Raw genomic sequence first — 15,530 nt, 5'->3', positions numbered from 1 at the left:
CTGAATCACGACGACAGCCAGGATGCCCCACAGCCCAAGGCCAAGGGCAAGATCGCGACACGCCGTGTCGCGCGTAGCCTGGCCATGCAGGCCTTGTATCAGTGGCACATGGCAGGTCAGAGCCTGAACGAAATCGAGGCGCAGTTTCGCGTCGACAACGATTTCTCCGGCGTCGACGGCAACTACTTTCATGAGCTGTTGACCGGTGTGGCGCGTGCCAAAACTGAAGTAGATGGCGCCATCGTGCCGCATCTCGATCGCCCGCTGGACGAGCTCGACCCGGTAGAGCTGGCGATTCTACGCCTGTCTACCTACGAGCTGATGCAGCGGATCGATGTGCCTTATCGCGTTGTGATCAACGAAGGCATCGAGCTGGCCAAGGTGTTCGGTGCCACTGATGGGCACAAGTTCGTCAACGGCGTGCTAGACAAACTGGCACCCAGCCTGCGCAGTGCCGAGGTCAGCGCTCACAAGCGCTGAGCCTGTTTGAACTGATGGGTGAGTTCGAGCTGATCCGCCACTACTTCGCCGCCGCCGCTTGTGCCAGGGTTGGCGGCGATGTCGTGTTGGGCATCGGTGATGATTGCGCCTTGCTGACCGTTCCGGTTGGCGAGCAGTTGGTGGTCTCCACCGACACGCTGGTCGCGGGAGTGCATTTCCCCGAGCCAAGCGATCCCTACCTGCTCGGTCAGCGTGCATTGGCTGTGTCGACCAGTGATCTTGCCGGTATGGGCGCTACGCCCATCGGCTTTACCTTGGCGCTGACGATTCCTTCCGTCGATTCCGGCTGGCTGGCCGAGTTTGCCCGTGGCCTCGATGCGATGGCGGCGGGCTGCGCCATGTCTCTGATCGGCGGCGACACTACGCGCGGCCCGCTGAGCATGACCCTGACGGTCTTCGGGCGCGTGCCTGTAGGCGAGGCGTTGTTGCGCAGCGGTGCGCAACCAGGTGATCTGCTCTGTGTCGGTGGAGCGCTGGGCGATGCGGCCGGGGCTTTACCGATCGTGCTTGGCGAGCGGGACGCGGACACCGTCGAGGCGGCAACGCTGCTAGGGCGCTACTGGACGCCGCAACCCCAACTCGCGCTCGGCCAGGCGCTGCGTGGCAAGGCAACCGCAGCCTTGGACATCTCCGATGGCTTGTTGGCCGATTGCACCCACATAGCTACTGCATCCTCTGTTTCGCTGGCAATCGAGCAATCCCGGGTGCCTCTGTCCGACTCGCTGCTGCGTTTCGCCGGGGCTGAACAGGCCCTGCAATGCGGCTTGGGGGGAGGGGATGACTACCTTCTGGCATTTACCTTACCGGCCGATGCGTTATCGACCATGCAATCCGAAGGATGGCCAGTTCACATAATTGGCCATGTAGAGGCGGGTGAGGGCGTTCGGCTGGTCGATGCCGATGGCAACTCTTTGAATATCGCTCATCGAGGCTACAACCACTTCACCAGCTGAGCCGTGCCGCTCGACTAGAACAAGAGGACAACCGTTTGACCGATTCCCTGCAGCCTGCCGCTGAACCGATCCCTCATTCGGTGTGGAGTAATCCATGGCACAACCTGGCCTTTGGTTTCGGCTCCGGCACCTTGCCGAAAGCGCCGGGTACCTGGGGTTCTCTGGTAGCGCTGGCCTTCGTGCCGCTGTGGCAGATGCTGCCGGGCTGGGGATACGGCGTGCTCATCGTCGCGAGCATGCTGTTCGGTATCTGGCTGTGCGGCAAGGTCGCGCAAGACCTGGGCGTGCATGATCATGAAGGGATCGTCTGGGACGAGTTTGCCGGCATCTGGATCACCTTCTGGTTGGTTCCCACAGGCTGGTACTGGTTGCTGCTCGGTTTCGTCGTGTTTCGCCTGCTGGATATCCTCAAGCCCTGGCCGATCAGCTGGGTCGACCGGCAGGTCCATGGAGGGCTTGGCATCATGTTGGACGACATCCTGGCGGGTTTTGCCGCCTGCGGCCTGGTGCATCTGTCGGTGATATGGCTAGGGTGACGCGCACGCTGTGCGGCTGATCGCTGTATCAACAAGGCGCCCGTGGAAGAATGCCGATCTGCCTCGTTTTCAAGGATGACGCACTGATGCGCTCCGTTAATCTGTTGCTTGCCGCCTCCCTCTCACTCCTTTGCGTCACCGCAACGGCTGCGCCACGGGTTCAGGTGGTGGGTTTGTTTCCTGGCGCGGCTGTATTGAATGTGGACGGTCAACGCAAGCTGGTCCGAGTTGGCCAGACGGGTCCGGGCGGGGTCGAAGTGGTCAGCGCCGACGCGAAGGGCGCGCTGCTACGGGTCGATGGCGTCGAGCGGCGCTACGGTCTGAGTCGCGAGCTCAGTAGCGGTTTCGCCGAGCCCGAACGTCGGCAGTTGAGCATCGCCCAAGGTCAGGGTGGTCATTACTGGGTGGCCGGTTCGATCGACGGGCAGCCCGTGCAGTTTCTTGTCGATACTGGCGCCACGTCGGTGGCAATCAACGAGATTCAGGCGCGGCGTTTGGGGATTGATTACCGGGTCGATGGTCGGCAGATCGTCGTGAGCACGGCAAGTGGCACGGCCAAGGCCTGGAAGGTCAACCTCAATAGCGTCAAGGTGGGCGCGATTGATGTGCTGGGTGTCGATGCTGTCGTTGTGGAGGGAAGCTCACCCTCTGAAGCCTTGCTTGGGATGAGCTTTCTGGGTCGGGTCAGTTGGCGTGAAGATCAAGGTGTCTTGAAGTTGGAATCGAAGATCTAGCCCAACTCCGGCGTCGCGACGAACATCCGGGACGCTTACAGGCCGGGCATGTTCCGATACAGCTCACCGCAGGACTGCTGTTACAATATCCGCTTTTCTGCCTTCTGGAGTTTCTCCGGTGTCTGTCGTGTTCGTCGCCGCTTCCAAACTGCCGACGCCGTTCGGTGTGTTCACCATGCATGGGTTTCTCGATCAGGACACTGGCAAGGAACATGTCGTACTCACCTTGGGTGACGTGGCCGACGGCAAGCCCGTGCTGGGTCGCCTCCACTCCGAATGCCTGACTGGCGATGCGCTGTTCAGTTTGCGCTGCGATTGTGGCTTTCAGCTTGAAGCTGCGCTGCGCGCAATCTCGGAAGAGGGACGTGGGGCGCTGCTGTATCTGCGGCAGGAAGGGCGCGGTATCGGGCTGCTGAACAAGATCCGCGCCTATGAGTTGCAGGATGCTGGCGCTGACACGGTGGAAGCCAATGAACGCCTCGGCTTCGCACCTGACATGCGCGATTACGCGATCTGCCTCCCCATGCTGGAGCATTTGGGGATTGCCGAAATCAAGCTGATGACCAACAACCCGCGCAAGGTCAAAGCACTGCAGGGTTTCGGTATCCGTGTCGCTCAGCGGATGCCGCTGGAAATCGCGCATAACCCACACAACAAGAAGTACCTCGCTACCAAGGCCGGCAAGCTTGGCCACATGCTAGGCGAAATTCACCAAGGCGAAGCCGAACAGTCGTGAGTTGCACGGCTACTCGTGACCAACTGACTCGCGATGGTTGGGTCTATCTGCTGTTGATGGTCGCGCCGGTGCTGGCGGTCGGCCAACTCCCCGAATGGTCAGGACGCTTTGGCGAGTATCTTGCCCTGCCGTTGTTTATCACCGGTCTTGGCATGCTGTTCCTGAGCCTGCCCCGATTCACCGCCTACAAGCATGCCTTGATCGCCACCGAAAAGGATTTGCGCAGCGACGCAGAACCGGCGGCGTGGGCGGTGTTGCGCGCGATCCGGCTGCGAGCTTTGCGAACCGCCGCGTTACCGGCTTGGCTGGCGGCGATAGCTGCACCGCTTGGGCTCGAGCCCGTTGCGCAACTGCTGCTGGTAACCGGCAGCCTGACACTCCTGATGCTCTACCGCGTTCCGCGCCAGCTGAAATGACGCGCGGGTTTCTGCTGCTCGTCGCGCTGTTGATGTCGCCGCTGCTCTCGGCGACGGAGCGGGTGGTCAGTCTGGCGCCTTCGCTCAGTGAAATCATGGTCGAACTGGACGCGTCCGATCTGCTGGTTGGTGTGATTGACGGCGGAGAGCGGCCAGAGGCGTTGGCGACCTTACCTTCCGTGGGGCGCATCGGTCAGCTGGAAATCGAAGGTCTCCTGGCCTTGCGGCCGACGCTGGTACTGCTTTGGCCTGACAGCATCAGCCGGGCACAACGTGATCAACTTGCGCAGTTCGGTATCCCGGTACTGGTGGCGCAACCGGCTTCGCTGGACCAATTGGCCGAGCAGTTTGCCCTGATCGGCGAGCGGGTCGGTCATGCTGAGCAGGGTGAGAAACTGGCGCGACGATTCAAGCAGGGGTTGGATCAGTTGCGGCGCCGCTATCAGCGCGACCAGCCGTTGGCCGTGTTCTATCAGATTTGGAATCGGCCGCTGTATACCCTTGGCGGTCGGCAGATCATCAGTGAGGCGATCGAGGTCTGTGGCGGGCGCAACGTTTTCGCCGACCTAAGCCTGCCGGCACCTCAGGTCAGTATCGAGTCGGTGCTTGCACGTAACCCCGATGTAATCCTCGCCGGCAGCGGTGCGCAGCTCGCGGAATGGAAAAAATGGCCGCAGCTGGCTGCCGTACGTAAGGATCAATTATGGGAAGTGCCCGACACGGGACTGGAGCGTCCGAGCTTCCAGATGCTTGATGCGATCGGGAAGCTCTGCGACGTGATGGCGGCAGCGCCCTGAGCGGGCGCGCCGGTAGACGCGATTACAGCGAGGGAGTCCAGGTGACGGCGAACAGCGCGGTGCGGCCTTCGGTGTTGTAGCCGTAGCGTCCGTTGGCGGTGCTGTAGGTCGCTTCGGCATAGTCCTTGTCGAATAGGTTATCCAGCTTCAAGTCGAGCTTTAATTCCTGATTGGCATGCCAGCTGCCGCGTAGCCCTACCAGACCATATCCACCCATTTCGATGTCGTTGTCCGCGTCGTCATAGCGACCGCTGACGGCTCTCAAGCCGGCGCCTATCGAAAACGCGCCAAGCTGACGGTCCAGGTCCAGGCTCAGCGTGCGCTTGGCGCGACGGGCGAGTGTATGACCGCTATCGCGATCGCGTGGGTCGATGAGGCCGGCAGCGAGGCTGGTCTGCCAGCCGAACGCGTCCTGCCGGAGAGTGGCCTCCAGGCCATTGATCCGCGCGGTCTGGACATTCTGAGGAATCCAGAAGGCGTCCGAGACGATGGCGTCCTCAATGTCAGTGCGGTACAGCGACAATTCCAGCGAGCCGCTTTCGCTATAGCGGTTGCGCCATTGCAGCTCGTAGCTCTTGGATTTTTCGGGCGCGAGGTCGGGATTCCCGTACCACGAGTCATAAAGTTCGTTGAACGTCGGGGCGCGGAAGCCCTCGCTGTAGGAAACGACCACGTTATTGCGGGTATCCAGCGGTACGGTAAGCGCCGCGTTCCAAGTGTTCTCACTGCCGTACTGTTCGTTCTTGTCGTGGCGCAGCCCAATCTCCGTCGAGAACGCGTTGCCGGTATAGCGGTGCTGGATGAAGGCTGCCTGGTTCCAACGTGAATCCTGGGCAAAGTCGCTCGAACTGTGCAGCTGGTCCTCATGCCAATCGGCACCGAGCAATAACTGATGAGTCGGGTCGAGCTGAAGCGTGTTTACCCAGCTGGCCGAGTCACGATAGGTCGAGTAGCTGAAGAACAAATAGGGGGGAGCCAGTGGGCTGTCGTTTCCGGTGTCTCGCTTATCCTCGCTGTGTCCGACCTCGAAGCGGCTGTTCCAGACATCATTGAGTTCAGCGTCCACGAACCCGGCGATGCTGCTCAGCTGAAAATCTACTGTTGGCTGAAAGCCGTCGAACGTGTCGTCGAACTCAAGTTCGCCTCGCTGATCCAGCGCGCTGACACCCGCCTCAAGCTGATCATTAAAACGGTGCGCAAGGTTCAGGCTGAGCGAGCGATTGCGGTAGCCGTCGTCATCTCCATTGGCGCCGAAGCTATCGCGCGTCGCGTCGATACCTTGAGTTTCATCCAGCCCAGCGCCAAGGTTAAAACGAGTTTGGCCATTACCCCCGGAGAGGCTCAGGCTGCGCTCGAAGGTGCCGTTGCTTCCCGCGCCGAAGCGGACCTCTGGTGCAAGCTCCTGACCGCTGCCTTGGCGAGTGAAGATCTGCACCACCCCGCCGATGGCATCCGAGCCATACAGCGCAGACCGCGGGCCGCGTACGACTTCGATCCGTTCGATCTGATCGCGGCTGAGAAATTCGAGGCTGTTGGTGCCGCTTGACGCAGCGGCGATACGCTGACCGTCGACCAGAACCAGGGTCTGGGTGCTGGCGGTTCCGCGCACGAACAGGCTGGTAAGGCTTCCCGCTCCGCCGGTACGGGCGATGCTTACGCCCGGCACACGCTCCAGCAGTTCGGCAACGCTGCGCACCTGCAACCGCTCGATATCGTCTCGGTTGAAGACGGTAGTGGCGGCCGGGGTCTGGCTGCGGCGTTGCGGTTCGCGGTTCGCGGAAACCACCGTATCGGACAGTTTCAACGCTTCTTCACGTGTCAGCTCAGTAGCAAACACCTGCACACTCGGCAGCAGCGCCACGGCCAGCGCAAGTCGGGACAGTTTCATTCTTGGAATTCCTCAAAAGATCGCAGACTTTTGAGGAGGGCAGGAACAAGCGCGGGGATGACGGGCAGCAGCGCTTGACGGTGCTGCCCTCCGCAACACCAGTCGAATCCGCCAGGCCGGTCTCCGGGCTTTCGACTCGCACCTCGCTCGCCTTCCCATGCTAAGCACAGTGGCGGTTGAGCGGGCGGTGATCGTGCGATCACGGTCGATTACCGTTGCGGGGGCAGCGCCGGCCTTGCTCGTTGGAGCGCACCGGCTTCCCGTTTAATGCGGACCTTGCGGTCGTGCACACCTGGGCGGATAAGAAATCGCGGGAACCTTAAGGGCTGCTCGGAAGAAAAACAAGCAAAGCCCGTGGTTGCAGAAGAATGTTGCGGTCAGAATGGCGGGCTAGATGCGCCCGGAGCGGGTGAGGTGCAACGGCCCGCGCGCATCCGCCACAGCGATGAACGGGAGCATGCTGCTCGATAGCCGCGTGGTACCCACCCGTTTGAACGTTAGATCTGAGCCAGTCGCGTTCGGATTGCCGCTTCGATACCGGCCGCATCGAGCCCACATTCGTTGAGCATCTCGCTGGGCTTGGCATGCTCGACGTAATAGTCAGGCAGGCCCAGATGAAGGATCGGCTTCTGCAGGTTCTCGGCAGCAAGGTATTCACTTACTGCACTGCCGGCACCGCCCATGATGCTGTTCTCTTCGATCGTCACCAGCAGCTCGTGGCTGTTAGCCATCTGGCGAACCAGCGCTTGGTCCAACGGTTTAACGAATCGCATATCGACAACCGTGGCGTCGAGCGCTTCGCCGACACGCAGGGCGTCGGCCAGCTGGACGCCGAACACCAGCAGCGCGACGTTGCTGCCCTCGCGGCGGACGACGCCCTTGCCGATCTCCAGCGGAACGAGGCCGGGTTCAATGGATGCATTCGGGCCGGTACCGCGCGGGTATCGCACCGCGGCAGGGCCTTCGAAGTGATAGCCGGTGGTCAGCATGCGACGCATCTCGTTCTCGTCGCTCGGCGTCATCACTAGCATCCCGGGAATGCAGCGCAGGTAGGAAAGATCGAAGCTCCCGGCGTGGGTTGGCCCATCCTCGCCGACCAGGCCGGCGCGATCGATGGCAAACAGCACATCGAGATTCTGCACCGCGACGTCATGGATCAACTGATCGTAAGCGCGCTGCAGGAAGGTCGAGTAGATCGCGACCACCGGCTTGGCGCCCTCGCAGGCCATGCCGGCCGCCAGGGTGACCGCATGCTGTTCGGCAATGGCCACGTCGAAATAACGGTCCGGATAACGCTCGCTGAAGTCGATCAGGTCCGAGCCTTCCTTCATCGCCGGTGTGATGCCGGTAAGCCGGGAATCGGCGGCCGCCATGTCGCATAACCATCGGCCGAACACATTCGAGTATTTCGGACCGCTGGGTGCTTTCGGGGCGACTGGCCCGCCGGCAGGCTCAAGTTTGCTGATGGCGTGCCAGGTAATTGGATCCACTTCCGCCGGGGCGAAACCTTTTCCTTTCTTGGTGACCACGTGCAGGAATTGCGGTCCGGGAAGGTCGCGCATGTTGCGCAGTGTCGCGATCAGGGTGGGCAGATCGTGACCGTCGATGGGGCCGATGTAATTCCAGCCAAGCTCCTCGAACAGCGTGCCGGGAACCAGCATGCCTTTGGCGTATTCTTCGGTGCGGCGGGCGATTTCCCAGGCGCCGGGCAGTCGTGAAAGGACCTTCTTGCTGCCTTCACGCATGCTGGAATAGGTGCGGCTGGAGAGAATCTTGGCCAGGTAATTGGACAGGCCGCCGACGTTGCGCGAGATCGACATGTCGTTGTCGTTAAGCACGATCAGCATGTCGGCGCCCACTTCGGGCGCGTGATTCAAGGCTTCGAAGGCCATGCCGGCGGTCAGTGCACCGTCACCAATGACGGCAATCGACTTGCGTTTCTTTCCCTGCAGGCGAGCAGCGATGGCCATGCCCAGCGCCGCGCTGATGGAGGTGCTGGAATGGCCGACGCCGAAGGTGTCGTACTCGCTCTCGCTGCGACGTGGAAAGGCGGCAAGGCCATCCTTCTGGCGCAGGCTCTCCATGCGTTCGCGCCGCCCGGTGAGAATCTTGTGTGGGTAGGCCTGATGACCGACATCCCAGACCAGCCGGTCCTTCGGCGTGTCGTAGACATAGTGCAAGGCGATGGTCAGCTCAATCACGCCGAGGCCGGCGCCGAAGTGCCCGCCGGTCCGGCCGACGCTATACAGCAGGTCCTGCCGCAGTTCGTTGGCGAGTTCTTCAAGTTCCGCTTCGCCCAGACGGCGCAGCTGCTCGGGAGTGCCCGCGCGATCTAGAACGGGCGTTGCAGGGCGGACCCGAGGAATCTCATGGAACGTCTTGGGCATCGGGCGGATCGTTTTGGCTGAAAAAGAGGCGCAGTTTACCCGATGGTTACAGCGAGAAGAATGACCCTGGCATCAACGGTCATCGTCAATGCCTTGCTAGACGGCTCAATTTCTCAGGGTTCAGTTGCGGCGCTCGACAATAAAACAAGCCATCTGGCGCAGCGGTTCGGCCGCGGTAGCAAAGGGCGCGACGGCTTCGAGTGCCGTATCGCGTAGCTCGAGTGCGTAGGCCTTGGCCGCGTCCATACCCAGTAGTGCCGGATAGGTGGGCTTGTCGCGAGCGATGTCAGCGCCCTGATGCTTGCCCAGCGTGACGGTGTCGCTCTCCACGTCGAGGATGTCATCCTGCACTTGGAAGGCCAGGCCGATGGCGTGCGCATAGCGCTGCAGGGCGGCAAGCGTGTCGGTATCGGCGCGGCCGCTGGCCAGGGCGCCAAGCCGCACGCTGGCCTCGATCAGCGCCCCGGTTTTATGCCGGTGCATTAGCTCCAGCGCACTACGGTCCAGCTTGCAGCCGACCGATCCCAGGTCAATTGCCTGCCCGCCGACCATGCCCGCCGGACCCGCCGCGCGTGCAAGGCTGCTGAACATTTCCAGGCGCAGCGCTGGGTCTCGTGGGTTATGCGCCTCGGTTGCCAGCGCTTCGAAGGCCAGGCTTTGCAGGCCGTCGCCAGCCAAGATGGCGCACGCTTCGTCGAACGCTTTGTGAGTGGTGGGCTGGCCGCGGCGTAAGTCGTCATCGTCCATTGCGGGCAGGTCGTCATGGACGAGCGAATAGGCGTGAATCAACTCGACTGCACATGCAGCGCCGTCGGCCTGGTCACTCTCGCCTCCGAGCGCCTCACACGCGGCATAGACCAACAGTGGCCGCACGCGTTTGCCGCCGTTCATGACGCTGTAGCGCATGGCCTGATACAGGCGTTCAAGCTGTGGGTGGGGCGGGATGAATAGCGAATCGAGGCAGCTGTCGACGCGCGTTTGGCAACGTTGCTGATAGTCCCTGATCATGCGTCGGGATCCGCTTCGAACGGGGCTTCCTGCAGCTTGCCGTCACGCTCGAGCAGTATCTGCACCTTCTGCTCGGCCTGGCTCAGCGCGGCCTGGCAATCACGGGTCAGACCGATGCCTTGCTCGAAGCAGGTCAGCGAATCTTCCAGCGACAGCTCGCCGCTTTCCAGGCGTTCGACCAACTGTTGCAACTCGGCGAGGGATTGTTCGAAATCGAGGGCGACTTTCTTGCGGGCCATGGCGAAACCTATTGTCTGCGGCTGCTCTGAAACGGGCGCGACACTAGCAGAGCTGGGCGGTAGAAGCCATAAACCGCACGGGCTAGGCGCCGATCAACGCCAGTATATGGCCTGGAAGTAGTAGATCGTCATGCTGCTGCCCACGACGATGACGAAGGTGCGCAACCAGGTGGCTGGCAACTTTTTGCTCAGCGCACCGCCGGCATACCCACCAAGCGTGGTGCCAATCAGCAGGATCGCCAGCTCGTACAGGCTTACACGGCCGGCAATGAGGAACGTGGCGGTTGCGACGCTATAAATGACTGCGGAGATCAGGTTCTTCAGCGCGTTGGCGCGAACCAGTTGATGTCCTTCGATAGAGAACGCCGCTAACTGCAGAATGCCCATTCCCGCCCCGAAATACCCGCCATAGATTGACACCAAGGCATGTGCGGCCAGTGAGGCCGGCGCATGCGGGGGGATCGCGCTGTCGTCCTTGCGGTGGGCGGCTAGCCAGCGGCTCAGCCAGGGACTGGCGGTGAACAATGCCGTGGCGACGAGCAGCAGCCACGGAATCAGCAGACTGAACACGTCATCACCGCTGGCGAGCAGCAGCAATCCGCCGAGCAGCCCGCCAATCAATCCTGCCAGCAGCAATGGAATCAGATAACGCCCCAGTGGCCTTAACGCTGAGCGCGCGGCCCAGGCGCCCGCAAGGCTGGCGGGCCAGAGCGCCACCGCATTGGTCGCGTTGGCCGTGACCGGTGGCAGACCGGTGGCCAGCAGCGCCGGGAACGAGAAAAAGGTGCCGCCACCCGCCAGGGCATTCATGCCGCCGGCAGCGAAACCGGCAGCGATGAGCAACAACATGTCGAACAGAGGCATCGAGGCGGCTCGCGGCAAAAGGACGCAGATTATCTCCGCCGCCGCGCTTCGCCAAGCGCAGCTGCAATCTATGACTAAGGTGGGCGCCGTACAGCCGCGCAGTGCGGTGCACGGTCGAATCTGAGCACGCCCTAGGGGTTGGAAAGCTGTCCGGTCTCGTCCAGGCGCGTGCTGGTGAGTTCGTTGAGGATGCCGCAGCCCTGCATCGGTCGATTGCCGGCGCAGCAGCTGCGCAGCGCCTGCAGTTGTTGCTCCAGCGCGTGAAGGCTTTCGAGCCGGGCGCGGACGCGCTCGAGCTGCTGGTCGATCAGCAGGTTGATGTCGCCGCAGCTGGCATCCGGATGGTTCGAGAATTCGAGCAGCCGGCGAATGTCGGCCAATCCGATATCGAGTGCACGGCAATGCCGGATAAACACCAGCTGCGCCAGCTGCTGGGCTGAATAGGATCGGTAACCGTTGGCACCTCGTTCCGCGGCGGGCATCAGGCCGACTTTCTCGTAATAGCGAATTGTCTCTACATCAACGCCTGCCGCCGAGCTCAGCTCCCCGATACGCATGATGAATCCTCTTAGACGGTCGACACCGAAAGAACGGGCTTGACCCTGGAGCCACTCCAGGGTGTGAAATGTTGCCGGAATATAGTTCAGGAGACGCGCCATGTCCTCGAGATGCTGTGATTCGGGCTGTTCAACGCCAGTGGTCAGCCCAGGCTTTCGCAAAGCGCTATGGGTCGCGCTGGCGATCAATCTGGTCATGTTCATCGTCGAAATCGTCAGCGGGTTGCGGTCCGGGTCGGTCTCGCTGCTGGCCGACGCGATTGATTTCGCCGGCGATGCGGCCAACTACGCGATCACCCTGACGGTGCTGTCCATGGGCGCGATCTGGCGCTCCCGCGCGGCGCTGGTGAAGGGCGTGTCCATGCTCGCGTTCGGTGTATTCGTTCTGGCGAGGGCGGGCTGGGCGATTTATGCAGGCGTGGTTCCAGAGCCGCTGACCATGGGCGTTATCGGCGCGCTGGCGCTGGTCGCCAATGTCGTCGTCGCGCTGATGCTTTATGCGTTTCGCGAGGGCGACTCGAACATGCGTTCGGTCTGGCTCTGCAGTCGCAACGACGCGTTGGGCAATATCGCCGTGATGATCGCGGCGGCCGGCGTTTTCGGCACTGGCTCAGGCTGGCCAGACTTTATCGTGGCGTTGATCATGGCCGGGCTGGCATTGACCGCCGGTTACTCGGTTGTGCGCCAGGCGCGGCAGGAGTTGCGAGCGGCGGGTTAGCGCCTGTCGCGTCCCGAAGCGAGCGATGCGACCAGCGCCACCGCGCCGATGGTGGCCGCTGCCAGCCCGGCGACGGCCAGTTTGCCAACGGTTTCGCTGCTCAAGGCGATAGCGCTGTCCTTCACCTGGTCATCGAAGCGGCCATCGGTGCGATGCAAGCCGTGCACCGGTTCGAACAGGTTATCTGGCTGGTCCGGGTTGGCCGTGTCGTCCGTCAACTGTCCGCTCCAGGCCTGCTTGGCCAGCATCCGATCAAGCAGACCTGGCATGAACATGTTGCCGATGATTGCCTTAAGCGATGCGCTTCCCAGCCACAGCTCTCTTGGCGCTTGTGTTGCGGCGCGCAGGATGGCCCTTGCGGCCACCTCCGGCGTATGGATCGGCGGTACGGGCTGCGGCCGCCGGGACATCTTGTTGCGTGACCAGTCGAACTGCGGTGTGTTGTGTGCGGGTAACTGCACCATCGTCAGGCGAACCCGGCTCTGGGCGTGGATCAGCTCGCAACGCACCGAATCAGTGAAACCGCGAATCGCAAACTTCGCCGCGCAATAGGCTGATTGCAGCGGAATGGCCCGATAGGCGAGCGCCGAGCCGACCTGCACGATGGTGCCGCGATCACGTGGCCGCATATGCCGCAGCGCAGCCAGCGTGCCATGGACGAAACCCAGATAGGTCACGTCGGTCACGCGCTTGTATTCAGCGGCGGTTATCGTCTCCACTGGCCCGAACACTGTGGCCATCGCTGCATTGACCCAGACGTCGATGGACCCCAGTTCGGCCTCGATGCGATCGGCCGCCTGATCGATGGCGTCGGCATCCGCGACGTCCGCTGCGATTGCCAGCGCCGTGGCACCTATCGCTTCCAGTTCTTGGCGGGTATCCGACAAGCCCTGCTGTCCCCGGGCAATGACCGCCACGCGATAGCCCGCCTTAGCGAATTCGTGCGCCGTGGCGCGTCCCACGCCCGCGGTGCCGCCGCAAATCACGGCGATGGGTTGGCGGTCGGTCATGTCTGGACTCCTTGCGGGTTCGAAGGTTGTGTCGCCGGCCGTATCACATGGCAATGACCCAGCCGCGGCGTCCTGAGTCGCTCTATTCCGAGCAGTCCGGCTCGACAGTGAAGGTTTTGGACGAGTCCACCAGCCCGAGGTTCTCCAGGGTGCGGCGACCCACGAGCACCGGATAGTTCATCTTGTCCCGATCGTTCAGTGAGAACTGCTCTTCGTAGATCGTGTCGCCCAAACACACCTTCATCATCACCACTGGCCGCTTCTCAGCGCCGCCCGCACCACGCACCTTGATGTCACGCACCACTTCACGCTCCAGGCGCTTCTCGATCTTCTTCTCGGTGTCGATGTCTTCCAGTTCGAGCGTGAATCGCACCCAGTCATCGCCGTTTTTTTCGAAGCGGTCGATGTTCTCGGCGTGCATCGAGGAGGTCAGTGCGCCAGTGTCGAGCTTGAACTTCACGGCTATTTTTTCCGGAAAGATCAGCCCTTCTTCGACCCAGCCAAACGTTGGTTTGGAGTCGGCCGCAGCGGATGCCGGTGCAGAGAACAAGGCGAGTAACGCGAGGGCAGAAATCGAGCGGTCGAAGCGTTGGGTCAGTCGCAGCATAGGGGCACCAGAGCGAGGTGGAAGTGGAAGGGTAGATTCGCTCCATACGGATACGTTCAGCGCTGTCTCGCTCCAGGGTTTCGCCAAAAAGCGAATCGGCGCTGAACAATCAGCTCTGCTGAAAAGTCCCAAGCTGATAGGTCGGTGCTGCGTGTGTGCCGTAGCGTCCCGTTTCACGGACAGACAGGAGACCCCGTGGAAATCAGCGATCCAGCCGTCTTCGTGGCGCGGCTGCAGTTCGGCATCACGATCGGCTTTCATATCGTCCTCGCGGCGTTTTCGATCGGGCTGGCCAACTTTCTGATGGTGCTCGAGGCGCTGTGGTTGCGTCGCAAGCAACAGCTCTACCTGGACAGCTACAAATTCTGGCTGCGCATCTTCGCCCTGACGGTTGCGGTCGGGGTGGCGTCTGGATTGGTGATGGAGTTCGAGTTCGGCACCAACTGGGGCCGGCTCGCGACGAAAGCCGGCTCGGTGATCGGGCCGCTGATGTTCTACGAAGTGCTGGTAGCGTTTTTTCTCGAGGCGGGCTTTCTCGGCATCATGCTGTTCGGCCTGAACAAAGTCGGCCCCCGTCTGCATTTTGCCGCCACCGTTATGGTTGCGCTGGGATCGTTGTTCAGCGCCTTCTGGATACTGTCAGCCAACTCCTGGATGCACACGCCGGCAGGCTTCAGCATCGCCAGCGATGGACGTTTCATGCCTGAAGACTGGCTGGCGATCATCTTCAGTCCTTCGTTCCCCTATCGTTTCGTCCACATGACATTTGCCGCGTTTCTCTGCACCGCGATGGTGGTGGCCGCAACCGGTGCCTGGCATTTGTTGCGCGATAACGGTAATCCGGGCGCGCGTTCGATGTTTTCCATGGGGCTCTGGGTCGTGGCAGTGGTTGCTCCGCTACAAATCGTGGCGGGGGATCTGCACGGTCTCAACACGCTCGAACACCAGCCGCAGAAGGTCGCGGCGATGGAAGGTGCATGGGATCGGCCGGCTCCGGGGCAGGGCGAGCCGTTGCGGCTGTTCGCGGTCCCCGATATGCAGGCGCAGCGTAATCATTTCGAGGTCGCCATTCCCCATGTCGGATCGCTGTACCTGCGTCACAGCTGGACCGGGACGATCAAGAGCCTGAAGGAATTTCCCGCGAGGGACATCCCGCCCGTACCGGTGGTGTTTTTTGCCTTTCGCATCATGGTTGGGCTCGGCATCGCGATGGCCGCACTGGGTATCGCCAGCCTGGTCATGCGCAAGCGCAAGCGGCTGTATCAGACCCGCTGGTTGCAGCGGGCCACCGTGTGCCTCGCGCCAGCCGGGTTCATTGCCATGCTCAGCGGATGGGTCGTGACCGAGGTGGGACGGCAGCCGTTCACGGTTTACAACCTGCTGCGCACCGTGGACAGCAATTCACCGGTGTCGCTCGAATTCGTGACCAGCTCGACGCTGGCCATTCTCGCGATCTACCTGTTGGTGTTCGGCCTGGGACTGTTCTATCTGCTGCGTGCGCTGGCCAGGCCGCCGAAGCAGGGCGAGCGCGAACCTGAACCCGGCCTCGCGAGCCAGACCGGCGACCGATAGCGGCGCA

17 protein-coding genes and 1 riboswitch are annotated in these 15,530 nt (G+C 61.9%); of the genes, 9 read left to right on the top strand and 8 right to left on the bottom strand.

Features of this window, described 5'->3' with window-relative positions:
- From nusB to K4O48_RS16760, 7 genes are all read left to right on the top strand, one after another.
- Window positions 1–480 (top strand): transcription antitermination factor NusB, encoded by a 480-nt coding sequence (gene nusB / locus K4O48_RS16790; RefSeq protein WP_409518954.1) that lies wholly within the window; start codon window positions 1–3, stop codon window positions 478–480.
- Between the two features lie 14 nt (window positions 481–494).
- Complete coding sequence (gene thiL / locus K4O48_RS16785) at window positions 495–1,454, top strand: thiamine-phosphate kinase (protein ID WP_409518903.1); 960 nt, start codon at window positions 495–497, stop codon at window positions 1,452–1,454.
- Window positions 1,455–1,489: 35 nt separating this feature from the next.
- Window positions 1,490–1,990 (top strand): phosphatidylglycerophosphatase A, encoded by a 501-nt coding sequence (locus K4O48_RS16780; protein WP_222909506.1) that lies wholly within the window; start codon window positions 1,490–1,492, stop codon window positions 1,988–1,990.
- Window positions 1,991–2,076: 86 nt separating this feature from the next.
- A complete protein-coding gene (locus tag K4O48_RS16775; protein ID WP_222909505.1) occupies window positions 2,077–2,724 on the top strand; it encodes a TIGR02281 family clan AA aspartic protease in 648 nt (215 codons plus the stop codon).
- Window positions 2,725–2,842: 118 nt separating this feature from the next.
- Window positions 2,843–3,460 carry a GTP cyclohydrolase II gene (gene ribA, locus K4O48_RS16770; protein ID WP_222909504.1) on the top strand — a complete coding sequence of 206 codons (618 nt, stop codon included), beginning with the start codon at window positions 2,843–2,845 and terminating at the stop codon, window positions 3,458–3,460.
- Window positions 3,457–3,876 (top strand): hypothetical protein, encoded by a 420-nt coding sequence (locus K4O48_RS16765; RefSeq protein WP_222909503.1) that lies wholly within the window; start codon window positions 3,457–3,459, stop codon window positions 3,874–3,876. The genes ribA and K4O48_RS16765 overlap by 4 nt, the downstream gene beginning before the upstream one ends.
- Complete coding sequence (locus K4O48_RS16760) at window positions 3,873–4,673, top strand: cobalamin-binding protein (protein WP_222909502.1); 801 nt, start codon at window positions 3,873–3,875, stop codon at window positions 4,671–4,673. Before K4O48_RS16765 ends, K4O48_RS16760 begins: the two co-directional genes overlap by 4 nt.
- Before the next feature lie 22 nt (window positions 4,674–4,695).
- On the opposite strand, the gene K4O48_RS16755 is transcribed toward K4O48_RS16760, so the two are convergent.
- From K4O48_RS16755 to K4O48_RS16730, 6 genes are all read right to left on the bottom strand, one after another.
- A complete protein-coding gene (locus K4O48_RS16755) occupies window positions 4,696–6,561 on the bottom strand; it encodes a TonB-dependent receptor domain-containing protein (protein WP_222909501.1) in 1,866 nt (621 codons plus the stop codon).
- A 96-nt stretch (window positions 6,562–6,657) separates the two neighbouring features.
- A riboswitch (cobalamin riboswitch) is annotated at window positions 6,658–6,872 on the bottom strand.
- Between the two features lie 186 nt (window positions 6,873–7,058).
- Window positions 7,059–8,948, bottom strand: coding sequence for a 1-deoxy-D-xylulose-5-phosphate synthase (dxs, locus tag K4O48_RS16750; RefSeq protein ID WP_222909500.1), 1,890 nt, complete (start codon window positions 8,946–8,948; stop codon window positions 7,059–7,061).
- Between the two features lie 120 nt (window positions 8,949–9,068).
- Window positions 9,069–9,956 (bottom strand): polyprenyl synthetase family protein, encoded by an 888-nt coding sequence (locus K4O48_RS16745; protein ID WP_222909499.1) that lies wholly within the window; start codon window positions 9,954–9,956, stop codon window positions 9,069–9,071.
- Window positions 9,953–10,195, bottom strand: coding sequence for an exodeoxyribonuclease VII small subunit (locus K4O48_RS16740; RefSeq protein WP_222909498.1), 243 nt, complete (start codon window positions 10,193–10,195; stop codon window positions 9,953–9,955). Before K4O48_RS16740 ends, K4O48_RS16745 begins: the two co-directional genes overlap by 4 nt.
- A 93-nt stretch (window positions 10,196–10,288) precedes the next feature.
- Window positions 10,289–11,059, bottom strand: a complete 771-nt coding sequence (locus K4O48_RS16735) for a sulfite exporter TauE/SafE family protein (protein ID WP_222909497.1) — start codon at window positions 11,057–11,059, stop codon at window positions 10,289–10,291.
- A 131-nt stretch (window positions 11,060–11,190) separates the two neighbouring features.
- Window positions 11,191–11,616 carry a Cd(II)/Pb(II)-responsive transcriptional regulator gene (locus K4O48_RS16730; RefSeq protein ID WP_222909496.1) on the bottom strand — a complete coding sequence of 142 codons (426 nt, stop codon included), beginning with the start codon at window positions 11,614–11,616 and terminating at the stop codon, window positions 11,191–11,193.
- 100 nt (window positions 11,617–11,716) lie between these two features.
- Between K4O48_RS16730 and K4O48_RS16725 the strand changes: the two genes are divergently transcribed.
- Complete coding sequence (locus tag K4O48_RS16725; protein WP_222909495.1) at window positions 11,717–12,334, top strand: cation transporter; 618 nt, start codon at window positions 11,717–11,719, stop codon at window positions 12,332–12,334.
- Here K4O48_RS16725 and K4O48_RS16720 read toward each other — a convergent pair.
- Window positions 12,331–13,344, bottom strand: coding sequence for an SDR family oxidoreductase (locus tag K4O48_RS16720; RefSeq protein ID WP_222909494.1), 1,014 nt, complete (start codon window positions 13,342–13,344; stop codon window positions 12,331–12,333). The two genes, K4O48_RS16725 and K4O48_RS16720, sit on opposite strands and share 4 nt — an antisense overlap.
- Window positions 13,345–13,426: 82 nt before the next feature.
- A complete protein-coding gene (locus K4O48_RS16715) occupies window positions 13,427–13,951 on the bottom strand; it encodes an ATP-dependent zinc protease (RefSeq protein WP_222909493.1) in 525 nt (174 codons plus the stop codon).
- A gap of 195 nt (window positions 13,952–14,146) precedes the next feature.
- On the opposite strand from K4O48_RS16715, the gene K4O48_RS16710 reads away from it, so the two are divergent.
- Complete coding sequence (locus K4O48_RS16710; RefSeq protein ID WP_222909492.1) at window positions 14,147–15,523, top strand: cytochrome ubiquinol oxidase subunit I; 1,377 nt, start codon at window positions 14,147–14,149, stop codon at window positions 15,521–15,523.
- Window positions 15,524–15,530 lie beyond the last annotated feature (7 nt).

The sequence above is a fragment of the Pseudomonas sp. DNDY-54 genome, from assembly GCF_019880365.1.
In the GTDB taxonomy this organism is placed as follows: domain Bacteria; phylum Pseudomonadota; class Gammaproteobacteria; order Pseudomonadales; family Pseudomonadaceae; genus Stutzerimonas; species Stutzerimonas stutzeri_P.
The sequence above is the reverse complement of the archived record's forward strand: the minus strand, read 5'-3'. Positions and strand labels throughout refer to the sequence as shown.

Bases quoted from the DNA above. Each gene is read 5' to 3' on its own strand.
- K4O48_RS16740 (WP_222909498.1), bottom strand. From the start codon at position 10,195: ATGGCCCGCAAGAAAGTCGCCCTCGATTTCGAACAATCCCTCGCCGAG.
- K4O48_RS16730 (WP_222909496.1), bottom strand. From the start codon at position 11,616: ATGCGTATCGGGGAGCTGAGCTCGGCGGCAGGCGTTGATGTAGAGACA.
- K4O48_RS16735 (WP_222909497.1), bottom strand. From the start codon at position 11,059: ATGCCTCTGTTCGACATGTTGTTGCTCATCGCTGCCGGTTTCGCTGCC.
- dxs (WP_222909500.1), bottom strand. From the start codon at position 8,948: ATGCCCAAGACGTTCCATGAGATTCCTCGGGTCCGCCCTGCAACGCCC.
- thiL (WP_409518903.1), top strand. From the start codon at position 495: ATGGGTGAGTTCGAGCTGATCCGCCACTACTTCGCCGCCGCCGCTTGT.
- K4O48_RS16775 (WP_222909505.1), top strand. From the start codon at position 2,077: ATGCGCTCCGTTAATCTGTTGCTTGCCGCCTCCCTCTCACTCCTTTGC.
- K4O48_RS16755 (WP_222909501.1), bottom strand. From the start codon at position 6,561: ATGAAACTGTCCCGACTTGCGCTGGCCGTGGCGCTGCTGCCGAGTGTG.
- K4O48_RS16720 (WP_222909494.1), bottom strand. From the start codon at position 13,344: ATGACCGACCGCCAACCCATCGCCGTGATTTGCGGCGGCACCGCGGGC.
- K4O48_RS16715 (WP_222909493.1), bottom strand. From the start codon at position 13,951: ATGCTGCGACTGACCCAACGCTTCGACCGCTCGATTTCTGCCCTCGCG.
- K4O48_RS16760 (WP_222909502.1), top strand. From the start codon at position 3,873: ATGACGCGCGGGTTTCTGCTGCTCGTCGCGCTGTTGATGTCGCCGCTG.
- K4O48_RS16745 (WP_222909499.1), bottom strand. From the start codon at position 9,956: ATGATCAGGGACTATCAGCAACGTTGCCAAACGCGCGTCGACAGCTGC.
- K4O48_RS16725 (WP_222909495.1), top strand. From the start codon at position 11,717: ATGTCCTCGAGATGCTGTGATTCGGGCTGTTCAACGCCAGTGGTCAGC.